The organism is Streptomyces sp. NPDC057702, from assembly GCF_042799315.1.
Taxonomy (GTDB): domain Bacteria; phylum Actinomycetota; class Actinomycetes; order Streptomycetales; family Streptomycetaceae; genus Streptomyces.
The window spans coordinates 82829-109609 of the sequence record NZ_JBHVJC010000011.1 but is presented as its reverse complement, the minus strand read 5'-3'; the positions used below and the strand labels follow the sequence as shown (position 1 = coordinate 109609).

The window sequence follows — 26781 nt, the reverse complement described above, 5'->3', positions numbered from 1 at the left end:
CCGGGGGCTCCCCGCCCGCGTGCGCCCTGGGCCGGACAGCTAGCCCAGCACCGGCAGGTACGCCGACAGGTCGGCGCGCTCGCCGCTGGCCGTGACGGTGGCCTCGGCCACCTCGCGCTCCCACGTGGTGCGCCCCGAGGCCAGCCGCAGCCAGGTGAGCGCGTCGGTCTCGACCACGTTGGGTGGGGTGCCACGGGTGTGCCGGGGGCCCTGGACGCACTGCACGACCGCGAACGGCGGCACCCGCAACTCGACCGAGCCGCCCGGCGCCCGCGCCGCGAGCGCGTCGGCCAACAGCCGCGCGACGGTGGCCAGGGCCTGACGGTGGTGGCTGACGGCGGTGCCGGTGGCGGCGGTCAGGTCGTCGCCGTGGACGACCAGTTCGAGGAGCCGGGTGACCAGGAAGTCGTCCACCGTCATCCGGCCGTACCGGGTGCTGACCAGCGCGGAGCCGGCCGTGTCGGCCACCGCCCGGGCCAGCCGCGCGGCGGCGGCGTCGTAGCGGGCCACGAGTTCCTCCGGCGCGCCGGCGCCCGACAGGTCGTCCGTCTCGTCGACGGCGGCCCGGGCGATGGCCCCGGCCTGCGAGCTCAACGTGGCCAGGTAGCCGCGCAGGTCGAGGTCGGCGCCGGCACCCGGCGGCACCGGGTCGGCGGCCAGCCGGCGCGGCAGGGTCTCCAGGCAGACGGCGATGTGCACGACCAGTTGCCGCACTGTCCAGGCGGGCAGCCGCGACGGCGCGGCCAGCAACAGGGGAGCGTCGGAGGCGGCACAGAGCACCGCGACCGCGTCCCGCACGGCCCGGACCTGCCCGTCGAGCCCGGCCCGCACCTTGTCGGGGTCGTAGCTGCGAGCGCGGGGGGTACGCGATGCGGAAGCCATGATCCACAGGGTAGGGCTTCACGCCCCGCGTGCGACCGGCGCGTGGAGTGGAGAATCTCCGCGTGCGGGGGCGCCGGCACAGCGCGCCGGTACCGCGTCCGCGGCGCCGGGTACGCCGGAGGGCCCGTACGGCGCGTTCCGTACGGGCCCCCGGTCAGGCGAGCTGGGCGGGACTCAGGCCAGCAGGCCCGGGATCGTCGCCTCGTGCACCTGGCGCAGCTCGGCCAGCGGGATGTCGAACTGGCCCTGCACCTCCAGCGCGTCCCCGTCCACGACCCCGATCCGGGTCGCGGGCAGGCCACGGGCGCCGCACATGTCGGTGAAGCGCAGCTCCTCGCTGCGCGGCACCGCCACCACCGCGCGGCCGGCGGACTCCGAGAACAGCGCGACGAACGCGTCGTCACCGGCGTCACCGGAGGCCGCCAGGCCCTCGGGCAGCACGATCCGGGCGCCCTTGCCGCCGCGCAGGCACGACTCGACCAACGCCTGCACCAGGCCGCCGTCGGAGAGGTCGTGCGCCGCGTCGATCATGCCGTCGCGGGAGCCGGAGATCAGGATCTCGGCCAGCAGCCGCTCGCGCTCCAGGTCCACCTTCGGCGGCAGCCCGCCCAGGTGGTCGTGGACGACCTGGGACCAGGCCGAGCCGCCGAACTCCTCACGGGTGTCGCCGAGGAGGTAGAGCAACTGGCCCTCGGTGCCGAAGCCGATCGGCGTGCGGCGGGCGACGTCGTCGATGACGCCCAGCACGGCCACCACCGGCGTGGGGTGGATGGCCGCCTCGCCGGTCTGGTTGTACAGCGAGACGTTGCCGCCGGTCACCGGCGTGCCGAGCTGCTGGCAGCCGTCGGCCAGCCCACGGATGGCCTCCACGAACTGCCACATGACGTCCGGGTCCTCGGGGGAACCGAAGTTCAGACAGTCGGAGATCGCCAGCGGCCGGGCGCCGGCGGCGGCCACGTTGCGGTACGACTCGGCCAGCGCGAGCTGCGCGCCGGTGTACGGGTCGAGCTTGGTGTAGCGGCCGTTGCCGTCGGTGGCCAGGGCCACGCCGAGGCCGCTCTCCTCGCTGACCCGGATCATGCCGGAGTCCTCGGGCTGCGCGAGCACGGTGTTGCCCTGGACGAACCGGTCGTACTGGTCGGTGACCCAGGACTTGGACGCCTGGTTGGCCGAGCCGACCAGCTTCAGGACCTGCTCGCGCAGTTCGGTGGCCGAGGCGGGGCGGGGCAGCTTGCCCGCGTCGTCGGCCTGGAGCGCGTCCTGCCAGGCGGGGCGCGCGTACGGGCGCTCGTAGACCGGGCCGTCGTGCGCGACCGTGCGCGGCGCGACGTCCACGATCTTCTCGCCGTGCCAGAAGATCTCCAGCCGGTCGCCGTCGGTGACCTCGCCGATGTCGGTGGCGATGACGTCCCACTTCTCGCAGATCGCGAGGAAGCGCTCCACCTTGTCCGGCTCGACGACCGCGCACATGCGCTCCTGCGACTCGCTCATGAGGATCTCCTCGGGCGAGAGCGTGGAGTCGCGCAGCGGTACGTCGTCCAGCGAGACGCGCATGCCGCCCGAGCCGTTGGAGGCCAGCTCGGAGGTGGCGCAGGAGAGACCGGCGGCCCCCAGGTCCTGGATGCCGACCACCAGCTTCTCGGCGAACGCCTCCAGGGTGCACTCGATGAGCAGCTTCTCCTGGAACGGGTCGCCGACCTGGACCGCGGGGCGCTTGGAGGGCTTGGAGTCGTCGAAGGTCTCGGAGGCCAGGATCGAGGCGCCGCCGATGCCGTCGCCGCCGGTGCGGGCGCCGTACAGGATGATCTTGTTGCCGGCGCCGCTGGCCTTGGCCAGGTGGATGTCCTCGTGCCGCATCACGCCGATCGCCCCGGCGTTGACCAGCGGGTTGCCCTGGTAGCAGGCGTCGAAGACCAGCTCGCCACCGATGTTGGGCAGGCCCAGGCAGTTGCCGTAGCCGCCGATGCCCGCGACGACGCCCGGCAGCACGCGCTTGGTGTCCGGGTGCTGGGGGTCGCCCATCCGCAGCGGGTCCACGACCGCGACCGGGCGGGCGCCCATCGCGATGATGTCGCGCACGATGCCGCCGACGCCGGTGGCCGCGCCCTGGTAGGGCTCGACGTACGAGGGGTGGTTGTGCGACTCGACCTTGAAGGTGACCGCGTACCCCTCGCCGATGTCCACCACGCCGGCGTTCTCGCCGATGCCCACCAGCAGCGCGTCGCTCGCGGGGGCCTTCTCGCCGAACTGGCGCAGGTGCACCTTGCTGCTCTTGTACGAGCAGTGCTCGGACCACATGACGGAGTACATGGCGAGTTCGGCGCCGGTCGGACGGCGCCCGAGGATCTCGCGTACGCGCGCGTACTCGTCCTCCTTCAGGCCCAGTTCGGCCCAGGGCAGCTCGACGTCGGGCGTCTCGGCCGCGTGCTTGACGGTGTCGAGGGTCATGCGGAGACCAACTTCCTCAGGATCGAGGTGAAGAATCCGAGGCCGTCGGTGCCGCCGGTGCCGACCTGCGGGTCCACCGCGTGCTCCGGGTGCGGCATCAGGCCGACGACGTTGCCGGCGGCGTTGGTGATGCCGGCGATGTCACGCAGCGAGCCGTTCGGGTTCACGTCCAGGTAGCGGAAGACGACCCGGCCCTCCGCCTCCAGCTCGTCCACGGTGCGCTCGTCGGCGACGAACTGGCCGTCGATGTTCTTGAGCGGGATCTGGATCTCCTGGCCCGAGGTGAACTCGGTCGTCCAGGCGGTCGCCACGTTCTCCACGCGCAACTTCTGGTCGCGGCAGACGAAGTGCAGGTGGTTGTTCCGCAGCATCGCGCCAGGCAGCAGATGCGTCTCGGTAAGAACCTGAAATCCGTTGCAGATACCCAGCACCGGCATGCCGGCCTTGGCCTGTTCGATGATCGATTCCATCACCGGCGAGAAGCGGGAGATCGCTCCGGCCCGGAGATAGTCGCCATACGAGAAGCCGCCCGGCAACACCACGGCGTCAACCTGATGAAGATCCTTGTCCCGGTGCCACAGCGGCACGGCCTCAAGTCCCGCGATACGCACGGCGCGCTGAGTGTCGCGATCATCGAGGGTGCCGGGGAAGGTGACAACTCCCACGCGTACGGTCACGACTCGACCTTTACGACGAAGTCCTCAATGACGGTGTTCGCGAGGAAGGTTTCCGCCATCTCGCGGATACGGGCGAGGGCGTCGTCGTCGACCGGTCCCTCCACCTCAAGTTCAAAGCGCTTGCCCTGACGTACGTCGGAGACCCCGTCGAAGCCCAGGCGGGGCAGCGCGCGCTGCACGGCCTGGCCCTGCGGGTCGAGGATCTCGGGCTTGAGCATGACGTCGACTACGACGCGTGCCACTGGCACTCCCGGTGGTGTGGTGCGGCTGTGAGTTCTGGGGAGCGAGCCCCAGGGACCCGAAGGCAGATGACATAACCCTACATCCCCTCAAAATCTACGCGCATAGATAAGGTGAACCGCCGGTCACGTTTAAGCATCGGCGGTGCCGAACCCTGGGGAAAGCCGAGGGGAAAACGTATCGTCCGGATTGCGCGGGGACACGCGGACAGAATTACCGGGGCTTCACAATGCAATGCCCGTCGCTGTACAAATAGAAAAGCATTGAACCCGACCTCCGGAACCCATGCATCGCGGCACGTCAACCAGCGGCACCTCGGCGACAGCCAGGCGATGCAGCCCGAAAGGACCGATATCCGTGGCACAGCGTGTAGTGGTCACAGTCTCTGACGACATCGATGGCGGAGAAGCCTCGGAAACGGTCGCGTTCGGTCTCGATGGCAGGTCGTACGAGATCGACCTGAACTCTGCCAATGCGAAGAAACTGCGCGGCGCCCTCGCCCCGTACGTGGAGGCGGGCCGCAAGCGGTCCCGCTCCGGCAAGACCTACCGACGCACCGCCGTCGCCCCCGACCCCGCCACCGTGCGGGCCTGGGCCCAGTCGCACGGCATGGAGGTGCCGCCCCGTGGGCGCATCCCCAAGAAGGTGTACGAAGCCTTCAACGCGGCGAGCTGATCCGTTTCCGGGGCGGCCACGTCGACCGTCCGCCCCGGAAGCGCCCGCTCCACCCCGGGTGGCCCACCCGGGCCGCACCGCTCGACGGGACGGCCCAGGTGAGCCGCCCACATCGACCTCGGACCCGGAGTTGCCACGCACCCCCGTTGATCCGCTAGAGTCTGGAGCACGCCGAAGGGGACGGGCCGAAAAGCCCAGAACCTCGATCATGCGGGTGTAGCTCAGTAGTAGAGCGCCCCCTTTCCAAGGGGGAGGCGCAGTGTGCGATCCCTGTCACCCGCTCCACTGCTCTACCGGCCCATTCGGGTCGGGTAGAGTGGTTCACGCACCGATGAGTGAAAGCTGATCGGCGGCAAACGCGGACGTGGCTCAGTTGGTAGAGCATCACCTTGCCAAGGTGAGGGTCGCGAGTTCGAATCTCGTCGTCCGCTCAGGGAATATGCCGAAGGCCCCGATCACTTCGATCGGGGCCTTCGGCATAGGTGCGTACGTCTCATGCGCGCCTCTCTCCCCCCCCCGCTTCTTCGCGCACACGGAATGACACACGCGAGGGCCGGGGCGAGGCCGTTCGCTCTCCCCGACACCCGTGCCCCGACCCGTCGGGCGTCGACCGGGCCGCACGACGCGGGGCGGGGTCCGGGCAGGGCGGCGTTCGGGCGGGGTGGGGTTCGCGCGGGGCGGAGGTGCGGTGGGGTGTGGCGATGGCCACAGTCTCGCGCGGTGACCGTCCGGCGTGGGCGCTCGGGCGAGAGGGCGGCGGTGGCCCGTCCAGCGGGGCCGGCCGGGGTGTGGGGCGCGCGGCGACGAACCGGTCCGGCGGGGCGCGCGGCGACCCGACGGGCGGGCCGAAGCGAGGTGCTCCACGACCGCGTGCCTCGCCCGCCCAAAACGTTGGCTATAGTAGGACCCGCACCACGCGGTAACGCGCGGCGCATGCGGACGTAGCTCAGTTGGTAGAGCGCAACCTTGCCAAGGTTGAGGTCGCGAGTTCGAGCCTCGTCGTCCGCTCGGTTAAGGCCCCCGATCCCTGATCGGGGGCCTTTCGCGTGCCCGGGGCCCGGCGCCCCCGGCCGACCCGCCGGAGTGACCGGGTGGGGTGGGCCGGGGTCGGCTGGTGGGGCCGCCGGGGCCCTGGCGTACGCGTACGGGCCGGCTTTCGCGGGCCTGTGGGCGGGCCTGGCCACGGGCGGGGCGCACGGGCTTCGCGGGCGGGGCCGCTGACCGGGGCCCGCGGGTGGGTGGCGCGCGGGCTCGGCTGGGTGGGCCGGAGGGGGCCGGCCCGGGGTCGGCGGGGTGGGGGCGTCAGGACCAGGTCAGGCCCGTCAGCCGCTCGTACGCCTCGATGTACTTCGCGCGGGTCTGGTCGACGACCTCGGTGGGCAGCGGCGGCGGGGGGCGCTCGCTGGTGCGGTCCCAGCCGGAGGCCGGGGAGGTGAGCCAGTCGCGGATGAACTGCTTGTCGAAGGACGGCTGGTCGCGGCCCGGCTCCCACTGGTCGGCGGGCCAGAAGCGGGAGGAGTCCGGGGTCAGCGCCTCATCGGCGAGGACCAGCCGGTCGCCGTCGTAGCCGAACTCGAACTTCGTGTCGGCCAGGATGATGCCGCGCTCGCGGGCGATGTCGCGGCCCCGGCCGTACAGCGCGAGGGTGGCCTGGCGCAGCTCGGCGGCGCTCTCGGCGCCGACCTGGCGAACGATCTCCTCGTAGCTGACGTTCTCGTCGTGGTCGCCGACGGCGGCCTTGGTGGCCGGCGTGAAGATCGGCGCGGGCAGCTCGGAGCCGTTGCGCAGCCCCTCGGGCAGGGCGAGACCGCAGACGGTGCGGTTGGCCTCGTACTCGCGCAGACCGGAGCCGGCCAGATAGCCGCGCGCGACGCACTCCACCGGGGCCATGCGCAGCGCCGTGCACACCACGGTGCGGCCGGCCCAGTGTGCGGGGGCGCCGGCGGGCAGCTCCCGCGGGGTGTCGCACGCCCGCACCACGTGGCTGGGCAGCAGGTCGGCGAGCTGGTCGAACCACCACAGGGAGAGCTGGGTGAGGACCCGGCCCTTGTCCGGGATCTCGGTGGGCAGCACCCAGTCGTACGCGGAGATCCGGTCGCTGGCGACCATCACGAGCTCGCCGGCCGCGTTCCGGTAGAGCTCGCGGACCTTTCCGGTGTGCAGATGCTCCAGACCGGGCACCTGCACGGGCTCGGGCTTCTCGACGAATCCGGACACGGTTCCTCCCGGTGGGTTGGTCCAAGAGCCTCGATTCTCGCGTATCGGGTCACGTGGGACCGACCTGGGCCCGGCCGCGCCGGGCCGAGCGGGGCCGGCGCGGCGGTCGGGACGGGCGGGGGTGCGCGGGAGCGGGCGGGCGCGGCCGAGGGGGGCGGGCTGCGGGCCGGCGTCGTCCCGGCGGACCAGCCCGGGGGCGCTGGGGCTCCGGGGGTGGGTGGGTCAGTCGCGCTTGCAGATGCGGTCGAGGAGGTTGGCCGTGGCGCGCTGGATGCGGGTGTCGACGTGGCCGGGTCGGTCCAGCGCGGGCGACCAGGCGAAGGTGCCGGACGCGAAGACCAGGGCCCCGCTCGGCGCGCGGTAGAGCGAGGTCTCCTGGTGTCGCGGCACGCCGTCGCTGTCCTCGTACGGGGAGTGCGCGAGCAGGATGCGGCGGACGTGCTGCGGCAGGCTGGTGCGCGGGAAGTAACGGTCAGCCTCGCCGGCGACCAGGCCGGGCAGCTCGTCGCCCTCGCTCGCGCCGGTCGCCTCCCACAGCCAGTGGTCGGCGTTGCGGACGACCAGCGGGGCCGGCTCCGGCACCCGGCCCGCGTACTGGATGCCCATCAACTGCTGCTCCGGGCTGGCCATCTCGCGCCACAGGGCGGGCTTGCCGGGGCCGCGTCGCTTACGGCAGGACAACAGCCGGTCCGGGCCGGCCGGCGAGGGCGTCAACTCCACCTGCCAGTACATGGTGTTGGCGGAGAGGAAGACCAGCGAGGTGCCCGCGTCGCGGGCCTGCTCGGCGGTGCGTCGCATGGGCACCGACCAGTACTCGTCGTGTCCGGGGAAGACCAGCCCCCGGTACCGGGTCGGATCGACCCGACCGGCGTGCAGGTCAAGGGTGTTGGCGTACGCGACGTCGTAGCCGTACCGCTCGGCCCAGCGGATGAAGTCGTACGCGTGCCCCACGTGCAGCGGCAGGCCGGCGCTCGCGTACGGGCGGTCGAAGGACAGCGTCATGGCCGCGTCCTCCTCGCCGACCAGCCGGCCGTCCGCGTCCCACGCGTGGTAGAGGCTGGCGCCCGTACGGCCGTCCTCCGGGTAGAGGTTGTACGCCTGCCAGGTGACGTCGGGCAGGACGAGGAGCAGGTCGGCCGGGGCCTGGTCACGCACCGTGAAGGGGATGTGGCTGCGGTAGCCGTCGCGGGTGGTCAGGACCGCGACGTACGCGCCGACCTGCCAGTACGTGGGGACCTGGAGGCGCCAGGAGAGCCACCAGTGGTGACAGGAGACGGTGCGCTCGACGGCCAGCGGGGCCGGTTGGACGATGCCGGCCAGCCGGGGGCTGGTGGTCAGCTTCGAGGCGCCCTCGCCGGCGTAGTGGCCGATGCGGTACACGTCGACGCCGAACTCCTGCGGCGGGTTGACCGTCACCCGGAAGTCGATGGCCTCGCCAGGGGCCACGGCGCTGGCACTGGCGAATCCTTTGATCTGCCGGTGCACGTCGTCGGCCATGCGCGGACCGCTACGGTTGCCGGAGCGGCCCGTACGACGCGCGGCGGCGTACGCGCCCCAGCGGGCGTGCAGGCGGTCCTCCGCGCTCCCCGAGCCCGCGTCGTGCACGCCACGGGGCAGCGGGAAGGTGGTCGCGCCGGGCGCGTCCACGTGGTCGACGTACCAGGGCACCACGTGTCCGGTGTCGTCGAAGTAGTGCTCGCTCCCCCGCAGCCAGGGCAGCGGGCCCTGTCCGAACGGGTCCGAGACGGCGTGTGCGACCGCGCCGGACTCCCAGCGCCGGATGTGCTCCGTCCCCACGTGCGCTCCCTCCCTGCGTACCGCATCCGCGTCCGCACGACCGAGCGCGCCGCACTGTCGGGTCATGCGAACCGGGCCCCCGTGTGGGAGTTGCTCACTCCCCGTCATCCGGTGGGGGGCGCTCCGTCCACCGGTCGCCCCTGCTGGCCCCTGCGCTTATCCCTCGAATGACAACGACTGATCCCAGCACATCACATTTAGCGTCCACACCATCACTGTTCGTCGCGAAATCGCGCAGGGAACTGGCGGATCGGTGCCCGCCGCGACCCGTACGCCGAGCGGTCGGGGGCGCATCCCACCACGGCCGCGACGCCCTCGGGTGCCCGCGACGGCGACGCGCTCCCCACGCCCGACGCCGAGCCGCCGCGCGTCCGGTGGCACGGGCGCGCGTGGGGGCGGCTACGCCGACGCGTGGGCGAACAGGGGGCCGGGTGTGCGGCGTGGGGCGGGTGAGGCGGGGGCGCGGGAGCGGGGCCCGGTGGGGTGGGGGTCGAGCGAGGTGGGGGGCCAGGGGGGCGAGGGGGGCGAGGGAGGTGGGGCCTCGTCCCGGTCGGTGTTCCTGGTCCGGCCGTGTCGCTTGGCTGTCGCTGTTTCTGGCCTGGCCGTTGCCGCTTCCGCTGCCCGGGGCGGGAGCCTGCCGACTTGTGGGGTGTGGGGCGGGGCGGGCTGCTGGCTTTCGGGGGCGTGCCGGCCGGGGCCGGGGGCGGTGCTGCCGGCCGGCTTCGTGGGGCCGATGGTGGGGCGCCCTACCGGCTGGTGGGGGTGTGGGGGGGCGAGGTCGGGTGGGGTTAGACCAGACGGATGGGTTTGTCGGGGCGGACGCCGACGTCGCCGAGCCAGGTGCGGAGCGGAGCGGGGTCGCCGTCCTCGATGAGGCTGAGCACCGGCGCGCTCAGGTCGGTTCCGCGGCGGCCGTCCACCAACAGGGTGGGGCCGTCGAGCCAGTCGAGGCCGGGGGCCGCGCCAGCGGTGTCCATGGCCGCGCAGCAGACGACCGCGGTGACGTGGTCGGCCAGCAGCTCGCGGCCCGTACGCGGCGGCTGGAGCGGGAAGAGCGGGGCCAGGCCGTCCAGCCAGGGTTCGCCCGCCGCGCCCGTGCCGGGCCCGCTCGTCGCGAGGCCGGCCGCGCCGGCGGCGGCCGATGACCGGCGCTGCGCGGCCTCCTCGCGGGCCAGTGCGAGGGTGAGTCGGGCGGCCAGGCTCTCGGCTATCGCCGACGGGCCGTCGGGAGCGCCGTCGGGGGCGCTCAGCCGGTCCATCACCCGGTCCAGGGTGGCCTCCGCGCCGAGGTCCGGGCCGAGGTCCTCGCTCAGTGCCGCACCGGGCGGGCGGCCGGAGGTGGCCGTACCCGCGGCGGCGGCGGCTCGCGGGGCCGGTCCGGCCTGGGGGCGTGGCAGGGTGTCCAGGACGGCGTGCAGCCGGGCGGCCTCCAGGCGCCACTTGCGGTCCACGACCTCCTCCGGGTACGCGCTCCAGTCGACGGGCGACCAGTCGGGCCCCGGCGTCGCCGGGCCGCCGTGGAAGAGCCGGGCGGCGAGCAGCGAGATCGCCTCGTCCGCCACGCCGGGCTCCTCCAGCAGGTCGCAGGCCGCCCGCTCGCCGAGCCGGGAGGCGAAGCCCTCGGCGAGGCGGTCGCGGCGGGAGAGTTCGGTCAGGGCCGACACCACGCCCGCGTCGAGCTGGGCGGGCCAGCGGCCCATGCGCCAGGCGGGCAGCGCGACGCGCGTGAGCAGCCGGTCCCAGCCGGCGTACGCGAGGCCGACCTGCTCCTGCGCGGTGATCCGCAGCCCGTAGTCCACGCTCTGCGCGCGTTGCGCCGACGCGGCGGCCACGCCCCGTTCCATCTCGGCGGCGTTATCGCGGCAGGCCCGCAGCAACAGCCGCGCCACCCAGCCGACGAAGGCGAGCCCGGGGCGGCGCACGCCCCGGCCGAGCGCGGCCAGCGGGGCCGGGCGGCCGGCGGCCCGGCCCGCCGCGTCCGCCTCCCGCGCGACGTACTCACCCTCGCGCGGTTCGCCGGCGGCGGCCGGACCCGACGTGGCCGGGGCGGGGGCGGTGCCGGTCGGGGTGGCGCCGTTGGTGGCGCCGGCGGGGTGGTGGCGCGGCGGGGTGTCGCGGTCGGCCGCGCGGGGGGCGGTCGGGCGGACGGTGGGGGCGGGCTCGTCGGACCGGGGAGCGTGCGCCGGGGGCGCCGCCTCCGCGATACGGACGGACCCGGTCGCGTACGGCTCCCGCTCGTGCTCGGCGGCCCACGGCGCGCGGCCGGACCGCGCGCCGTACGCGGCCGGGTCGTGTCGCAGCGGATCGCGGGGCGGATCGTGCTGGGGCGGGGAGTGCGCGGGGGCGTGCGGGTCGGACGCGTACGGCCGGGGGTCGCGCGGGTCGCTGTGCTGGGGCTCGACGGCGAGCGGGTGGGGGGCGGGCGGGTCGGCGAGCGGGACGGGGTCCGGTGCCACGGACCGCCGCGGTCCGGCGAGGCCGTCGCGCTGAGCGGCGGCGGGCCGCGCGTCGCTGGGCGGGGCGTCGTGGGTCAGCTCGTCGCCCGGGTGGCCGCCGCCCGGGTCGTCGCCGCTCGGGTCGCCGTCGGGTCCCGGGGTGGCGTACGGGCCGGCCACGAGGTCGGCGTACGCGTCCGGGTCGGGCCGGGTGTCGCGGGCGGACAGGGCCACGGCGGCGTCCAGCGCGCGCACGAAGCGGCGGGCGGCGGCCACGTCCGGGTGGGCGGCCGGGCCGGTGCCCGCCACCACCGGGGCGAGCAGCGCGCGCAGCTCGGCGACGCGCATCCACCACAGGAACGGCGAGCCGATCACCAGCACCGGGGCGGCGGGGCCCGGGGCGCTCGGCCGGCCGGGCGTCGCGGCCTGGACCGATGCCTCCAGGCCGAGGCCCGAGGTGCGGGACGGGGTGAGCCGCACACGGCCGAGCAGGGCATCGCGCTGCTCGGCGGCGCCGGCCCGCACGCGACGACGGGTGCGCGCCCGCCGCGCCTCGTACGTACGGTCCTCCAGCCAGCTGTCGCAGTCCGGCGTCAGGGCTATCGCCGACGGCGGCGGTACGCCCAGCCGGTCGGCGAGGTCGCGCACCAGGCGGTAGAGCTCGGGGGCCGCCGCTTCGGGGACGGGGACGGTGGGGCTGAGCGCGGGGCGTGCGCGGGCGATGACCACGCCGACGATCACGGCCACGGCGAGGGTCAGGGCGGCGACACCGATCGCCACCCAGCGTGCCGTGTGCCAGCCGGGCCCCTCGATGTGGCCGGTGGAGCCGCCCGCGACGAGCACGACCGCGACAGCGGTCGGTAGCAGTGCCACGGCCTGCGCGGTGCCGCGCACGCGCAGCACCGCGAGCGCCCGTGCTCGGGCCCCGGGTGTCTCCGCTTTCGGACCTGCCATGTGTCTGACCACCCCCTACTGCCCTGCGGTGAATGCGACAGCGGATGCCGCCGGCGTGTGTACCCCCACCACTGTCGCACCGGCTACTGACACCGCAATGTCGGTGTGCGAAGGGCCCCCGGTCCGCACGGAAGCCGCTGCGCCAGTTGCCGCAGCGTGGCTCCGCGGCACACTAGTTGGGGCGGGGAAACGCGTCACCCAGATAGCCAGGCGCTCACTCGATGGAATGGCATCGGCCAGGGGTAGGAACCATTCCGGTCACGCGGCCGGACCTTTGCCCACTGGCGGAACGAGGCGGCGGGACGAAGCGGTCCCGCGCCCCGGTCGGCGGGCGTCAGCGCAGGCGGGAGGGGGTGCACGGGGTCCTGTCGGGCCCACTTCGCCGGCTTTGCGCCCCCGCGGGCGTGCGGGCGGCGCCCGCACATCCCGGGCGTGGGGACCCGGCGCGCCGGCGCCCCAGCGCACAAGCGGAGTGCGGGGTGGCCTCGCGGCCGGCCCGACGGTCGGGGGTGGGGTCTCGCGGCCCGGCCCGCACACGGCTGGGGGCGCGCACCACGCGCGCGGCCCGGCCGCGCACCGCCTCCGAACGGCCGCGCGTGCCCGGGCCCCCTCGGCGGGGCCGCCCCGCCAGCCCCCCGGCGGCGCCCCGCACGGAGGGCGCCGAACGGGGGGCGCCGAACGGAGGGCGCCGAACGGAGGGCGCCGAACGGGGGGCGCCGACAGCGTCGCGGGACGGCGTCTCGTACGGCGGGAGCTCGTCGGCGAGGTCTCGGCGGCAGCGTCGGCGCGGCGGAGCCGCAGGCAGGGCGCGCCACCACGCCCCCGTACGCCCGCCCCCGTGCGGCCGACCCCGTACGCCCGCCCCCGCACGGCCGGCCGACGGCAGCCAGGCCGCGCCAGGCGCCGGCCCCCGCGCCGGCGGTCCCGGACCGTGGCCCCGCCCCTTACCCGCCTCCGGCCCGTGTCCGGCCGGGGTCCCGCGCCGCGTCCGGCCGGACCCGCACAGCCGGCGTGCGACGCCGCCCCCGTATCGACGCGTCCGCCGCGTCGAGCAAACCTCGGGCGGCGGGCCCACCCGTCGCACGCCTCCACACGCCCGGCGGCCCGTAGCGGCTACGCGCACGCCCGCGACGCACCGGCGCACGCTGAACGGCGAACCATCCGCCAGCGGCCCGTACCACCACTCGTCGCCCCGGCCCCACGGCGACGACCCCGAGCGGCGGCCCGTACGAACCGAGCCCAGCGGCGACCCGTACCGGCGACGCCACCCGGCCGCCCCACGGCGACGGGCCCCGGGGGCGTGGGCCGTCGCGCCCCCGTCGGGCGGGGGCCCGCGGGGCCCCGGCACGGCGCGCCGCACGCCCCGCCCCCACACGCGACGGGACACCGACGGCGACCAGCACAGCGAGCCGAGTAGCCGCCCGGAGCGGCGGCCCCATACGACCGAACCCGCCGGCCCCTCCACGAGGCGCGCCCCCGGCGGCAACCGACCGACACGGCACGCGTCCGGCAGCCGCACGGAGCAGCGGCCGTACGACCATCCACACCGGTCCGCCTCACCGGCGACGGACAGCGGCGGAACCCCGCCAACAGCCCGCCGCGCCACAGCTTCGTAGGGCAGCGCCCACAGGACCCCGTAGCGCACGGCCCGCGCGCGTACGCGTACGGCCCGCCCGCGGCGACGGACACCGACGGCGCCCCGTACAGCGACGGTCTCGGGACAGCCGCGCGCAACGGTGGCCTCGTACGACGACGCGGCCCCGGCAAGGGCCAACCGACACGGACGCGGCCGGTGGCCACACGGAACAGCGGTCAGACGAAACGGCGACCGTACGGAGCGACCGAGCCGTACGGTCGCCGGTCGGGCGCGACCACTGGCCCGCACGGAACCGCTCAGGGGGGCGAGTGCCCGAGCGACCGCCCGGCGCGCCAACCGCGCCGCGCAGGCTCGACGTCGACTCCCGAGGCCCGTGCGTCGGCGGACTCGGCCATGGGTGAGGGCGCCGGCAGGCGTCCTGCGGCGGGCGGGCGGAGTCGCGGGGTCGGACGGAACCGCTTGAGCGAGCGGGCACCTGTACGCGCGCCGGCACGCCGGCCCACGCCAGCGAGCCTCGACGCCAGCTCCCAGAGCGGCATACGTCGGCGGACTCGACCGTGGGCGAGGGGCCGGGCAGGCGTCCCGTGGCGGGGCGGGCGGAACCGCTCGGGCGGGCGGGCCCCCAGCGCGTGACCTACGCCAGTCAGCCTCGACGTCGGCTCGTCGTGGCCGCCCCGCGCGTCCGACGGTCCCGGCCGTGGGCGTGTGACGGCCCGTGGCGGGAAGGGCTCGGCACTGAGCCCTACGACCGCCGGTCGGGCCGAACCGCTCAGCCGCACGGAACCGCTCAGGCGAGCGGGCACCCCAGCGAGCGCCCAGCGCGTGACCCACGCCAGCGAGCCTCGACGTCGACCCCCAAGGCCCGGTGGGTCGGCGCACTCCACCATGGGCGAGGAGGCCGAGCAGGCGGCCCAGGCGGGACGGGCTCAGCGGTGGGTCGTACGAAACCGCTCAGGCAGGCGGGCACCCCAGCGAGCACCCAGCGCGTGACCCACGCCAGTCAGCCTCGACGTCGACCCCCAAGGCCCGGTGGGTCGGCACACTCGACCATGGGCGAGGAGGCCGAGCAGGCGTCCCAGACGGGACGGGCTCAGCGGTGGGCCGTACGAAACCGCCGGGCCGGGCGGAACCGCTCAGCCATGCGGAAGCTCGGCGGGCATCCGAGCGACCACCCGGCGCCGATGTACGCCAGCCAGCCGACCCCGCGCCGGCTCCCGGGGGCGGGCGGACGGCCCGTGGCGGGGCGAGGCGGCCCGTGGCGGGGCGGCTCGGTGATGGTCAGGGTGGGGGGTGGGCTACTCGTCGTCGGCGGCCTGGGCGGCGATGTCCGTGCGGTGGTGGGAGCCCGCCAGGGTGATCAGCTTCAGGGCTCCGTACGCGCGCTCGCGGGCCTTGGCCAGGCGGGAGCCGGTGGCCGTCACGGAGAGCACTCGGCCGCCGGCGCTCACCACGTCGCCCGCCTCGTCGCGCTTGGTGCCGGCGTGCAGGACGTACGTCTTCTCGCGCTCGGCCGCCTCGGCCAGGCCCGTGATGGGGTCGCCGGTGCGCGGCGTGCCCGGGTAGTTGTGCGCGGCGATGACGACGGTGACCGCCGTGCTCTCGCTCCACCGCAGTGGTGCCTGCGCCTCCAGCGTGCCGGTGGCGGCCCGCAGCAGGACCCCGGCCAGCGGCGTCTTGAGGCGGGCCAGGACGACCTGGGTCTCCGGGTCGCCGAAGCGGGCGTTGAACTCGATGACGCGCACGCCGCGCGAGGTGATCGCGAGCCCGGCGTAGAGCAGTCCGGCGAACGGCGTGCCACGGCGGCGCAGTTCGTCGACGGTGGGCTGGAGGACGGTGGCGAGCACCTCGTCGGCCAGCTTGGGGTCGGCCCACGGCAGCGGCGAGTAGGCGCCCATGCCGCCGGTGTTGGGGCCCTCGTCGCCGTCGTGGGCGCGCTTGAAGTCCTGGGCGGGCTGGAGCGGGAGGACGGTCTCGCCGTCGGTGATCGCGAACAGCGACACCTCGGGACCGTCGAGGAACTCCTCGATGACCACGCGGTCGCAGGCCAGCGCGTGTTCCCGGGCGACGGCCAGGTCGGAGGTGACCACGACGCCCTTGCCCGCCGCGAGCCCGTCGTCCTTGACGACGTAGGGCGGGCCGAAGGCGTCCAGCGCCTCGTCCACCTCGGCGGCGTTGACGCACACGTAGGCGCGCGCCGTGGGGACGCCGGCGCCGGCCATGACGTCCTTGGCGAACGCCTTGGAGCCCTCAAGCCGGGCCGCGGCGGCGGACGGGCCGAAGCACGGGATGCCACGGGCACGCACGGTGTCGGCGACGCCGGCGACCAGGGGCGCCTCGGGGCCGACCACGACGAGGTCCGCGCCGAGCGCGGCGGCGAGCTCGGCGACCGCGGTGCCGTCGAGGACGTTCACCTGGTGCAGCTCGGCGACCTCCGCGATCCCGGCGTTGCCGGGCGCGCAGTGCAGGGCGGTGACGTCGGGGTCGAGAGACAGTGAGCGGCACAGGGCGTGTTCGCGGGCGCCGCCGCCGATGACGAGGACCTTCACGCGCCCAGCCTAGACGTCGTGGCCACGGGCCCCGCACGCGCGCCCGGGCAACGGTGGCGCGCGGGGCGTGGGGCGCCCGCCGACCGACGGGGGCGGGCGCCGCGCGGACGGGGCCGGGCGGGGCGCTCCGCACGGCGGGGCCGGTGGGGTTCGGCGACGGGTGCCGGGGGCGGCGAGGGGTGCCCGGGACACGGTCCGTAACGCGGGGGTGGCGCGGTGCGTTACGAGAGGACCGGGGCGTACGTGAGGGGCCCGGCGGCGGGACGCGGGTCGCTCACGGTGCGCTGGCCACTCTTTCGAGTGAGACGCACTCGCCCCTATTTCCGACCTAAAGCCGGTTCTGACCGGATTTTGGGGTGATGTTCCCTGATCTCGGGCGCGATGCCAGCCGTTCGGCGGTAGGAAGATGGCGGCGCTCCACCTAGGGCTGATGGGGGCGTGCCGCCCCGACCGGGTGGCCGCGCCCGGGCCCGGCCGCCCCGGAGCCACCGCTCGCGGGGCGACCGACGGTCAGCGGACAGCGGGTCCGGGCGGCTCGGTCCGGCGGCGCGCCGGCCCCGGGCCGCGAGTCCCTGGCCCCCGGTGGCCGGTCTCCGGCGTGGCATCGGCGTCGCGGCGGCGCGGACGAACGGCCGGGCCGGTCCGAGCGACCGGGCCGGGCGCGGAGGTGCGGGGCGGCGTACGGGCTCGGTGGCGTACGGGCAGGGGGACGCGGCGGCCGGCCAGGCGTCGGGTCCGGCACACGGCGGGGCGCGGCACCGGGCTCCGGGACGGACGACGACACGGGCGACGGGATGCGAGCGACGGGCAGGGGCGGCGGAGACAGGGCCGGGGGCGCGGCGGCGCGCGTATCCCGGCGGACACCGAGGGCCCGGGGGCCGGCGCCGCCGCACGCCGCAGGGCCAGCCGGTCGGCGGGGTGGCCGATCGGATCGCAGTCAGCCAGGACGCAGGGAGTGCACGGGTGAGTCAGCCGGAGATGCGACCCAAGGGGCTCCCGCGCGGTGACCACGGGCAGGGATGGGCGAAGGAGACCGGCGGCGGCCGGGCCCGCGAGGCCGATGCCGGCGGGAGCGGCACGGCGGGCGGGGCCGGTGGGTCCGGTGGGTCCGGTGGGACAAGCGCGGGTGGCGGGTCCGGCGCGGCGGGTGGCGGCGGGCGGTGCGGGGGCGGCTGTGGTGGCGGTGCCGGCCCCGGTGCGCCGGGCGGGCCGGACGGCGGGGCGGGGGACGGCGACGCCTGGTCGCACGGGCCCGGCGACGACCCGTCGGGCGCGGGGCGCGCGGGCGGCGGGCGACGGCTGTGCGGCGACTGCCGACCGGGCCACGGGCACGCCGGTGACCTGCGTGGCAGGCCGATGCCGGGAGGCGACTGGGGCGAACCGACGGAGCGGCTCGACGAGTTGTACCGGTGGGCCGAGGACGGCGCGCTGCGGGTGGCCGACTGGTATCTGGCCGACCGGGCGTGGAAGCGGCGCGCCGCGCGGGCGCTGCGCGCGGGCGCCGCGCTGGCGGCGACGGTGGGCGTCGTGCTGCCGTTCCTGGAGCTGACGCGGACGCTGGGCGGCGGCGCGGCGTGGGGATGTCTCGCGCTGGTCGTCGCCGTCGCGTGCCTGGCCTGTGACCGGTTCTTCGGCTTCTCCTCCGGCTGGATGCGGGACATGGCCACGGCACAGGCCGTGCACCGGCGACTGGAGGCGCTCCAGTTCGACTGGTCCGTGGAGAACGTACGCGAGGTGCTCGGCCCCACCGAGGGCACGGCCAGCGAGGCGGCGGAACGCTGCCTCGGGGTGCTGCGCCGCTTCGCGGAGGACGTGACGGAGCTGGTGCGGGCCGAGACGGCGGACTGGATGATCGAGTTCGGGTCGCGTTCGGCGCCGCTGGGTACGCAGTCGCTGTCGTGTGGCACCCGCCCGGAGGCGGGCACGCCGCTCAGTCGCCTGCTGCTACCGCCCGGCACTCGACCCAACATGCCGCGCCAACGCCCACCGGAGTCCCCCCGCTGACCGTCCTGGCCCCCGCGCGACGCGAGCGCGGGGGCCGGGACGGGGGCGCGCGGGGGCCGGCCCACGCGGCGAGGTGGTCGACGGAGGCGCGAGGGTGGGCCGGCGGCCGAGTCGCCGGGCCGGACCGGGTGAACCGACCGAACACTCACCGGGCCGGGCCGGGCCGCCGGGCCAGCCGAACCGACGGGCCAACCCGCTGGGCCAGCCGACCAGGCACCCACCGAACCGACGGGCCAAGCCGCCGGACCAGCCAGCTGAGCGCCCACAGGGTCGGGCACCGGGCCAACCGAACCATCGGCCAGGCGACCCGCCGGCCGGCGGAACCCGAGAAGGCCGCAAAGGCCACAGGCCCCGCGAGCCCCACCGAGGCCACGAGCCCCACAGGCCCCGCGAAGGCCACAGGTCCCACAGGCCCCGCGAAGGCCACAGGTCCCACAGGCCCCGCGAAGGCCACAGGTCCCCGCGAAACTCGCGGAACCCGGAGTGGTCACCACCGGGCCCATCAGCCAGGCGACCCGCCAGCCAGCGGAACCCGAGAAGGCCGCGAAGGCCACAGGTCCCACGAACCCCACCGAGGCCACGAGCCCCACAGACCCCGCGAAGGCCACAGATCCCACCGACCCCACGGAGGCCGCAGGCCCCGCGAAGCTCGCGGAAACCCGGAGCGGTCACCACCGGGCCACCGGGCCCACCGGCCATCCGCTCAGCCGGCCACCGGGCCAGCCGGCCACCCGCTCAGCCGGCCACCGGGCCAACCGGCCGGCACAACCGGCCGCCCGGTCAGCCAGCCAAGCGTGCGGTCAGCTGAAGACGATCATCGAGCCCTGGCCCAGGCTGCGGGTCGCGGCGGCGTGCAGCGACAGCCACACGTGGCGCTCCCGGGCGAACGGGCTGTCCTCGTACGGGATCGGGGCGGCCGGCTCCTCCAGGTCGGTGGGGCGGGCCGGTGGGGCGGGCGGGGCGGGCGGGTTGGCCGGGTCGATGCCCAGGGCCGGGCCCACCTGGAGGAGTTCGCGCAGCAGGCCGTGGCTGGAGCCGAGCGGGCCACCGCCCTCAAGCAGGCCGTCGTTGGACAGCGGGCTGGCGAAGTCGACCGGGACGTAGGCCCCGGCGTGGTCGTAGTGCCACACCAGGTGGGACTCCTGGGCCGTGCTCTCGAACATCTCCAGCAACTGCTCGTAGTCGCCACCGAGTTCGCCGACCGGTGTGACCTCAAGCCCGCAGACCTGGAGCAGGTAGGCGCGGCGCAGGTAGTGCAGGGCGTCGTAGTCGAAGCCGGCGATCGGCGCGACGGCGCCGGAGAGTCCGGGGGTGTAGCCGAAGACGGGCACCGGGGGCAACCCCGCCTCGCCGAGCGCCCGGTCGTACGCGGCGATCTCCTCCGCGAACGGGTTGTCGGGGCTGTGGCAGAGCACGTCGACGAGCGGGACCAGCCAGAGGTCACATGCCACGTGTACTCACTCTCGTTGGCGGCGCGGTCGAGCCAGCCTAATGCGCGGCCACCGCCGCGCGAAGGGGCTCGGCGGGGAAGGACCCGCGCGGACCCCGGCCCGGCCTCGATCGCCGCCCCGGCCCGCGAACGGCGTACGAACGGCGGGGAAACGGGGCTCTGTCGCCCTGACGCGCGGGCACGGCGGACGCCACGGACGGCCCTCGCGGGCCCGGTGCGGGAGGTGCCGGCGACGCCCGGCGGCCGGCACGGACCTCGGGGGCGCGGCCCGGGACGGCGGGCGGGGTGGCTCAGTGCGCGGGGGCGGGGCTGGGGGTGGGGAGGGAGTCGATGAGGGAGAGGCTGTGCGCGTTGTACGCGGCCACGATCTCCTCGGCGGTCTTGACGTCGCGCCGGGTGATCGCCTCCACCAGGTCGCGGTGGCCGGCCCACAGGCGCCCGGCCAGGTCGGGCACGCGCCGCAGGTGGGGGACGCTGAACACCCAGCTCTGCACGCGGACCCGCTCCAGGATGCCGGAGATGTAGGAGTTGCCCACCAGCCCGCTCAGCTCGCGCCAGAACCGCAGGTCGTAGCCGATGAGGATGTCCAGGTCACCGCCTCGGGCCGCGCGTTCGGCCTCCTCGGCCCGGCGGCGTACCGAGGCCAGCGACTCCGGGGTGGTGGCGGCCAGGGCCGTGGCGACCGAGCGCCGGAACATGCCCTCCACGATCAGGGTGCGCGCCTCGACCATGTCCCGGTAGTCGCCGATGGAGAACTCGTGGACCCGGTAGCCACGGTGCTCCTCCACGTCGAGCAGGCCCTGTGCGCACAGGTCGAGCAGCGCCTCGCGGACCGGCGTCGCGGAGACCCCGTACTGCTCGGCCATCTCCTTGACCGTGAACTGCTGCCCGGCCGGCAGCCGTCCCGCCAGCACCTCGTCGCGCAGCGCGTCGGCTATCTGCTGCCGCAGCGTGCTGCGCTTGACCTGGCTGGCGCCGGACATGGGTGCGTCTCCTTCCACGGCCACACGCGGGATGTGAGGATCCGCCGGCGCACGAGCCGGCGGACCGGCGAACGGCCCCCGCATCACGATATGCGAGGGCCGTTGCGCGGAGTGTGGAGGTGTTGCACGGAGTGCAGTGCTATGGCCCAGGGATGGGCGTTCTGGCGAAGAATTCCGTGGGATTCTGTGCGAAATCGTGTGGAGAACGTTACGTCCCCCGGACCGAGCGGGGCGCGTACGCCGGCGAGGGGGCCCGACGGACGCGTCCCCGCGCACCGCCGGCGCGCACCCGCCGAGCGGCCGGCACGCCGTTCCGCGCGGCCGGCGTGCCTCCGCCGGGCGGTCCGCCGGCTAGCCGACGACGTGCGCGTCCGCCGCGGCGAGCGCCTCGTCCAGGGCGGCCAGGCCGTCCTTCGCCTCCGACTCGGAGATCGTGCACGGGGGCACCACGTGGACGCGGTTCATGACCGTCTGCGGCCACAGCCCGCCGCGCTTGGCCGCCACCACGACGTCGGCCATCGGCTGGTTGGCCGCGCCGCTCGCGTTGTACGGCACCAGCGGCTCCCGGGTCTCCGGGTTCCGTACGAGCTCGACGGCCCAGAACGTGCCGAGGCCGCGCACCTCGCCGACCGACGGGTGCCGCTCGGCGATCTCGCGCAGCCCGGGGCCGAGGACGCGCTCGCCGATGGCGGCGGCGTTCTCCACGATGCCCTCCTCCGCCATGGCGTTGAGCGTGGCGACCACGGACGCGCAGGCCAGCGGGTGTCCGGAGTAGGTGAGCCCGCCCGGGTAGGGCCGGTGGTCGAAGGTGGCGGCGATCTCGGCGGAGATGGCGACGCCGCCGATCGGCACATAGCCGGAGTTGACGCCCTTGGCGAAGGTCAGCAGGTCGGGCGTGACGTCCCAGTGGTCGCGCGCGAGCCAGCGGCCGGTCCGTCCGAAGCCTGCCATGACCTCGTCCAGGATCAGGACGATCCCGTACTGGTCGCAGATCTCGCGGACGCCGGCCAGGTAGCCGGGCGGCGGCGGCATGATCCCGGCCGTGCCCGGCACGGTCTCCAGGATGATCGCGGCGATGGTCTGCGGGCCCTCGAAGGCGACGGTGTCCGCCAGGTGGCGCAGCGCGCGCTCGCTCTCCTGCTCCTGGGTCTCCGCGTGGAAGGGCGAGCGGTAGAGGAAGGGCGCCCAGAAGTGCACGACGCCCGCCGACGCGCTGTCCGAGGCCCACCGGCGCGGGTCGCCGGTCAGGTTGATGGCGGCGTTGGTGGCGCCGTGGTACGAGCGGTACGCCGAGAGCGCCTTGGGCCGGCCGGTGTGCACCCGCGCCATGCGGAGGGCGTTCTCGACCGCCTCGGCGCCGCCGTTGGTGAAGAAGATCTTGTCCAGGTCGCCGGGTGTGCGCTGGGCGATCAGCCGGGCCGCCTCGGCGCGCACGTCCACGGCGAAGCCGGGCGCGAGCGTGCACAGCTTGCCGGCCTGCTCCTGGATGGCGGCCACCACCTTCGGGTGCTGGTGCCCGATGTTGGTGTTGACGAGCTGCGAGGAGAAGTCCAGGTAGCGGTGGTCGTCGTAGTCCCAGAAGTACGAGCCCTCGGCCCCGGCGATCGCCGGCGGGTCGATCAGGGCCTGCGCCGACCACGAGTGGAAGACGTGCGCGCGGTCGGCGGCCTTGACCTCGGCACCGGAGGTGCCGGGCGCCACCGGGCGGCCGACGGACTCGGCGGCGGACGGGGCGGGGGCGGAGGGTGTGGTCGACACGGTGGGTACCTCAATCGCTCGCGGCTCGGTGGACGGTGGCAGGGGGAAAGGCGGTGGGCCCGACCGCTACGGACCGGGATGGGGGCCCGGCCCTCAGGTTAGGGAGGCGGGCCCGGAGCGGATACCGGCACTCCGTATGGCGCTCGCCACGCGCCCGGCCGACGGGCCGCCCCCGGCGGTCGCCCCCCCCTGCCGCCCCGCCGCCCCGGCGCGTACGCCGGCGGGGTGCGGTCAGGCGGCCGGTCACCGACCGGTTTGCGGGGCGTCGTGTGCCACAACTCCCCCGGTCCGGGGCGGATCGCGGGGCCGCGACCGGTTCCGGGGCGAGGCGCGGGCCCCTTTTCCCTACCCGCCCCTTATTCTCTGCGAGGCGGGGGGAGACCAGGGGGCACCGGGGCGCGGACGCGAGTCCGCCCCGACCACGGGCCGGCCCACCGCCGCGACAGGCGCGGACGGGGGTCACGGCGCGGGCGACACGACCTCACCCACCCACCGCCCGGCACCGGTCGCGACGGAGCACGACACCGTACGCACCCCGGGTGGGCCGCGTCCGGACGGCGACGAACGGGGCCGGACGGCGGCGCGTCTGACGGTACGACGGCGGCGACAGGGCAGGGGCGGGCCCGCTGACAGGCGGGCGCGGGGCGCACGACAGGGCAGCGCGCACAGGGCGTCGCGGCGGCACCAGCGGCCGGCGGCGGGCGCGAGACGAGGGGCAGGAGCCACAACAGCATGGAAGACCTGGGGGCCGACGATCCTCGCTGGATCGGCGACTACCGCCTGCTCAGCAGGCTCGGCGAGGGCGGGATGGGCCGGGTCTACCTGGCCCGGTCGGCGCGGGGGCGTACCGTCGCGGTCAAGTTGGTACGGGGTGAGTTGGCCGGCCAGGCCGACTTCCGGCGCAGATTCCAGGCCGAGGTGCGGGCGGCGCGGCGGGTCGGCGGGGACTGGACCGCGCCGGTGCTGGACGCCGACACCGAGGCGGCCACCCCCTGGGTCGCCACCGGCTACATCGGCGGGCCCTCGCTGCACCAGGTGGTCGCCGAGGACCACGGCCCGCTGCCCGAGCACTCCGTGCGCGCCCTCGCCCGTGGCCTGGCGCTCGCGCTGCGCGACATCCACGGCGCGGGCCTGATCCACCGCGACCTCAAACCGTCCAACGTGCTGGTCACCATCGACGGGCCGCGCGTCATCGACTTCGGCATCGCCCGCGCGCTCGACCCGGTCGGGGAACCCGGCCTGACGATGACCGGCGCCGTCGTCGGCTCGCCCGGCTTCATGTCGCCCGAGCAGGTGCGCGGCGACGCGGTCACGGCCGCCAGCGATGTGTTCTGCCTGGGCTCGGTGCTGGCCTTCGCGGCCACCGGGCGCTCCCCCTTCGGCACCGTCGACAGCGGCGTGCACGCCCTGATGTACCGGGTGGCGCAGGAGGCGCCGGACCTGGACGGCCTGCCGGCGGGGCTGCGGGACCTGGTCGAGGGCTGCCTGACCAAGGACCCGGCCGACCGCTTCACGCTGGACCGGGTGCTGGCCCACACCGGCGGCCCGCCCGCGCCCGGCGTGCCCGGTCAGCCCGCGGCCGGTCAGGTCAGCGGCGGCGACGCCGGGCCCTGGCTGCCGGGCGCGCTGCTGGCCCGGCTCGGCCGGGACGCGCTGCGGCTGCTGGAGGCGGAGATGCCACAGACCGGCGTGGGGTACGCGCCGCTGGGCGCCGGCGCCGCGCCCGGCACCCCGCCGCCCCCGGACCCGCACACGCCGGGCACGCCCCCGCCGCACACGCCGCCGACCACGCAGTTCGGGCCGCCGATACCGCCGGGCCCGCACATACCCGGCCCGTCGCCGCTGACCGGCGGCCACCCGGCGCACCACGCGCAGCCGACGATGGGGTCGCACGCCGCGCCCCCGCTCTACCCGAACACCCTGGGCTACCAGCCGCCCGCCGTGTGGCGCTCGCCGCGCGGACTGGCCAACGCGACCGTGGCGCTGTTCTCCGTCGGGCTGGTGTTCATGGTCCTCGACCTGATCTTCAGCATCCGCCTCTACGGCACCTACGAGGACTACTTCGCGGACGCCGCCGAGGCCACCGCGATCGAGGACGCCGAGAGCGTCACCGAGGGCCTGGACGTGCTGGGCTTCCTCGCCACCATCCCCATGGTCGTGCTGTGGGTGATCTGGTTCCGCCGCACCTACGTCAACGCGCGGGTGCTGGCGCCGGGCCGGCAGCGGTACAACTCCGGGCTCGCGGCCGGCTCCTGGTTCATCCCCGTGGTGCAGTTCTGGTTCCCCAAGCAGATGGCCAACGACGTGTGGGCGTCCAGCGCCCCGCCCCGGCCCCCGGGCTACCCGCCGCCGCCCGGTACCGGGCGCGGCGTGCTGAACACCTGGTGGGTGCTGTTCCTGGTGCTGCTGGTGGCGAGCCTGGTCAGCCTGTCGGTCTTCGGCGACGCCGAGACCTACGGCGAGTACCAGGACTCCGTCGTGTGGTCCTGCGTCGTGGACGTGATCGGCATCCCGTGCGCCGTGTTCGCCATCGCCCTGGTGCTGCGGCTCTCCGCGATGCAGGAGCGCCGGGCCCCCGGCCAGCCGGCGCCCGGTACGCCGGGCGGCTACGGCGTGCCGTACGGGCCCGGTGGCCGCTGACCGCGCGGCGGCCCGCACGGGCCGCGCGCGGGGCGGCGCGCCCCGCACACGCCAGGAGCTCGGGGCCCGGTAGCGGGCCCGGCGGGGGGCCTAGAGGAAGGAGTTGACCTGAATCGTCTCGTCCCGGCCCGGCCCGACACCGATCGCGGAGATCGGCGCGCCGGACATCTGCTCCAGCGCCTTCACGTAGTCCTGCGCGTTCTTCGGCAGGTCGGCGAAGGTCTTGGCCTGGGTGATGTCCTCCGACCAGCCCGGCAGGTTCTCGTAGATCGGCTTGGCGTGGTGGAAGTCGCTCTGGCTGTACGGCAGCTCCTCGACCCGCTTCCCGTCGATCTCGTACGCGACGCACACCGGGATCTGCTCCCAGCCGGTCAGCACGTCGAGCTTGGTCAGGAAGAAGTCGGTGAGGCCGTTGACGCGCGTCGCGTACCGCGCGATGACCGCGTCGAACCAGCCACAGCGCCGGTCGCGACCCGTGGTCACGCCGCGCTCGCCACCGATGGTGCGCAGCGCCTCACCGTCCGCGTCGAACAGCTCGGTGGGGAAGGGGCCCGCGCCCACCCGCGTCGTGTACGCCTTGAGGATGCCGATCACCCGGCTGATCTTCGTGGGGCCCACGCCCGCGCCGGTGCAGGCGCCGCCCGCGGTCGGGTTGGAGGAGGTCACGAAGGGATACGTGCCGTGGTCGACGTCGAGCAGCGTGCCCTGGCCGCCCTCGAAGAGGACGACCTTGCCCTCGTCGATGGCGTTGTTGAGGACCAGGGTGGTGTCGGCGACGTAGTCCCTGATCCGCTCCGCGTAACCGAGGTACTCCTCGACGACCTGCTCGGCGCTGATCGCGCGCCGGTTGAAGAGCTTGACCAGGATCTGGTTCTTCTCGTGGAGCGCCGCCTCGACCTTCTGGATGAGGATCGACTCGTCGAAGAGGTCCTGCACCCGGATACCCACGCGGTTGATCTTGTCCGCGTACGCCGGGCCGATGCCGCGCCCGGTGGTGCCGATCTTCCGCTTGCCGAGGAAACGCTCCGTGACCTTGTCGACCGTCTGGTGGTACGGCGTGATCAGGTGCGCGTTGCCGCTGATCAGGAGCTTGGACGTGTCCACGCCGCGCTCGTTCAGCCCACTCAGCTCGGAGAGCAGGACCGCCGGGTCGACCACGACTCCGTTGCCGATGACCGGCGTGCAGCTGGGAGAAAGGATTCCGGAAGGGAGCAGATGCAACGCGTACTTCTGGTCACCGACGACGACCGTGTGACCGGCGTTGTTGCCGCCCTGGTAACGAACGACGTAATCCACCGAACCACCGAGCAGGTCGGTGGCCTTTCCCTTGCCTTCATCACCCCACTGAGCACCGAGCAGCACAAGTGCGGGCACAGGCGTACACCCCTTCCGGGCGGGGCATGTCCCACGTGCGTGGCGGTGCGCGTCATCGCGTTTCCGCCAGCAGAGCCGTCGAACCGGTGCCCCGGAATAGACCA

15 protein-coding genes and 3 tRNA genes are annotated in these 26781 nt (G+C 75.0%); 6 read left to right on the top strand and 12 right to left on the bottom strand.

What is annotated here, in order from left to right; genetic code table 11:
• Positions 1-39: 39 nt before the first annotated feature.
• The 4 genes from ACFVFR_RS10485 to purS all read right to left on the bottom strand — a co-directional run bounded on the left by ACFVFR_RS10485 (position 40) and on the right by purS (position 4249).
• The gene (locus tag ACFVFR_RS10485) at positions 40-882 is read right to left on the bottom strand and encodes a sterol carrier family protein (protein WP_383699548.1); all 843 of its coding nucleotides are present in this window, start codon (positions 880-882) and stop codon (positions 40-42) included.
• 174 nt (positions 883-1056) lie between these two features.
• Positions 1057-3330, bottom strand: a complete 2274-nt coding sequence (purL, locus tag ACFVFR_RS10480; RefSeq protein WP_383699546.1) for a phosphoribosylformylglycinamidine synthase subunit PurL — start codon at positions 3328-3330, stop codon at positions 1057-1059.
• Positions 3327-4007 (bottom strand): phosphoribosylformylglycinamidine synthase subunit PurQ, encoded by a 681-nt coding sequence (purQ, locus tag ACFVFR_RS10475; RefSeq protein WP_383699544.1) that lies wholly within the window; start codon positions 4005-4007, stop codon positions 3327-3329. Before purQ ends, purL begins: the two co-directional genes overlap by 4 nt.
• Positions 4004-4249, bottom strand: coding sequence for a phosphoribosylformylglycinamidine synthase subunit PurS (gene purS, locus ACFVFR_RS10470; protein ID WP_383699542.1), 246 nt, complete (start codon positions 4247-4249; stop codon positions 4004-4006). Before purS ends, purQ begins: the two co-directional genes overlap by 4 nt.
• 355 nt (positions 4250-4604) lie before the next feature.
• Here purS and ACFVFR_RS10465 point away from each other — a divergent pair, with 355 nt between their 5' ends.
• The 4 genes from ACFVFR_RS10465 (at position 4605) to ACFVFR_RS10450 (ending at position 5930) form a co-directional block, all read left to right on the top strand.
• The gene (locus ACFVFR_RS10465; RefSeq protein ID WP_383699540.1) at positions 4605-4922 is read left to right on the top strand and encodes an Lsr2 family protein; all 318 of its coding nucleotides are present in this window, start codon (positions 4605-4607) and stop codon (positions 4920-4922) included.
• Positions 4923-5132: 210 nt separating this feature from the next.
• Positions 5133-5207, top strand: a tRNA-Gly gene (locus ACFVFR_RS10460).
• Between the two features lie 73 nt (positions 5208-5280).
• A tRNA-Gly gene (locus tag ACFVFR_RS10455) sits at positions 5281-5353 on the top strand.
• A gap of 504 nt (positions 5354-5857) precedes the next feature.
• Positions 5858-5930, top strand: a tRNA-Gly gene (locus tag ACFVFR_RS10450).
• Between the two features lie 294 nt (positions 5931-6224).
• On the opposite strand, the gene ACFVFR_RS10445 is transcribed toward ACFVFR_RS10450, so the two are convergent.
• From ACFVFR_RS10445 to purD, 4 genes are all read right to left on the bottom strand, one after another.
• A complete protein-coding gene (locus ACFVFR_RS10445; RefSeq protein WP_383699538.1) occupies positions 6225-7139 on the bottom strand; it encodes a phosphoribosylaminoimidazolesuccinocarboxamide synthase in 915 nt (304 codons plus the stop codon).
• 222 nt (positions 7140-7361) lie between these two features.
• Positions 7362-8936, bottom strand: coding sequence for a N,N-dimethylformamidase beta subunit family domain-containing protein (locus tag ACFVFR_RS10440; protein WP_383699536.1), 1575 nt, complete (start codon positions 8934-8936; stop codon positions 7362-7364).
• 788 nt (positions 8937-9724) lie between these two features.
• Positions 9725-12325, bottom strand: coding sequence for a hypothetical protein (locus tag ACFVFR_RS10435; RefSeq protein ID WP_383699534.1), 2601 nt, complete (start codon positions 12323-12325; stop codon positions 9725-9727).
• Between the two features lie 2892 nt (positions 12326-15217).
• Positions 15218-16468, bottom strand: a complete 1251-nt coding sequence (purD, locus tag ACFVFR_RS10430) for a phosphoribosylamine--glycine ligase (RefSeq protein WP_383699532.1) — start codon at positions 16466-16468, stop codon at positions 15218-15220.
• Between the two features lie 1299 nt (positions 16469-17767).
• Between purD and ACFVFR_RS10425 the strand changes: the two genes are divergently transcribed.
• On the top strand, positions 17768-18472 hold the full coding sequence (locus ACFVFR_RS10425; RefSeq protein ID WP_383699680.1) for an SLATT domain-containing protein: 705 nt from the start codon (positions 17768-17770) through the stop codon (positions 18470-18472).
• An 800-nt stretch (positions 18473-19272) separates the two neighbouring features.
• Here ACFVFR_RS10425 and ACFVFR_RS10420 read toward each other — a convergent pair.
• From ACFVFR_RS10420 to ACFVFR_RS10410, 3 genes are all read right to left on the bottom strand, one after another.
• Positions 19273-19923 (bottom strand): hypothetical protein, encoded by a 651-nt coding sequence (locus ACFVFR_RS10420; protein WP_383699530.1) that lies wholly within the window; start codon positions 19921-19923, stop codon positions 19273-19275.
• Positions 19924-20212: 289 nt separating this feature from the next.
• The gene (locus tag ACFVFR_RS10415; protein ID WP_383699527.1) at positions 20213-20905 is read right to left on the bottom strand and encodes a GntR family transcriptional regulator; all 693 of its coding nucleotides are present in this window, start codon (positions 20903-20905) and stop codon (positions 20213-20215) included.
• A gap of 351 nt (positions 20906-21256) precedes the next feature.
• Complete coding sequence (locus ACFVFR_RS10410) at positions 21257-22606, bottom strand: aspartate aminotransferase family protein (protein ID WP_383699678.1); 1350 nt, start codon at positions 22604-22606, stop codon at positions 21257-21259.
• 789 nt (positions 22607-23395) lie between these two features.
• On the opposite strand from ACFVFR_RS10410, the gene ACFVFR_RS10405 reads away from it, so the two are divergent.
• Positions 23396-25303 carry a DUF4328 domain-containing protein gene (locus tag ACFVFR_RS10405; RefSeq protein ID WP_383699525.1) on the top strand — a complete coding sequence of 636 codons (1908 nt, stop codon included), beginning with the start codon at positions 23396-23398 and terminating at the stop codon, positions 25301-25303.
• Between the two features lie 90 nt (positions 25304-25393).
• Here the strand turns inward: ACFVFR_RS10405 and ACFVFR_RS10400 are convergent, their stop codons facing one another.
• Positions 25394-26677 carry an adenylosuccinate synthase gene (locus ACFVFR_RS10400; RefSeq protein WP_383699523.1) on the bottom strand — a complete coding sequence of 428 codons (1284 nt, stop codon included), beginning with the start codon at positions 26675-26677 and terminating at the stop codon, positions 25394-25396.
• Positions 26678-26781: the final 104 nt, after the last annotated feature.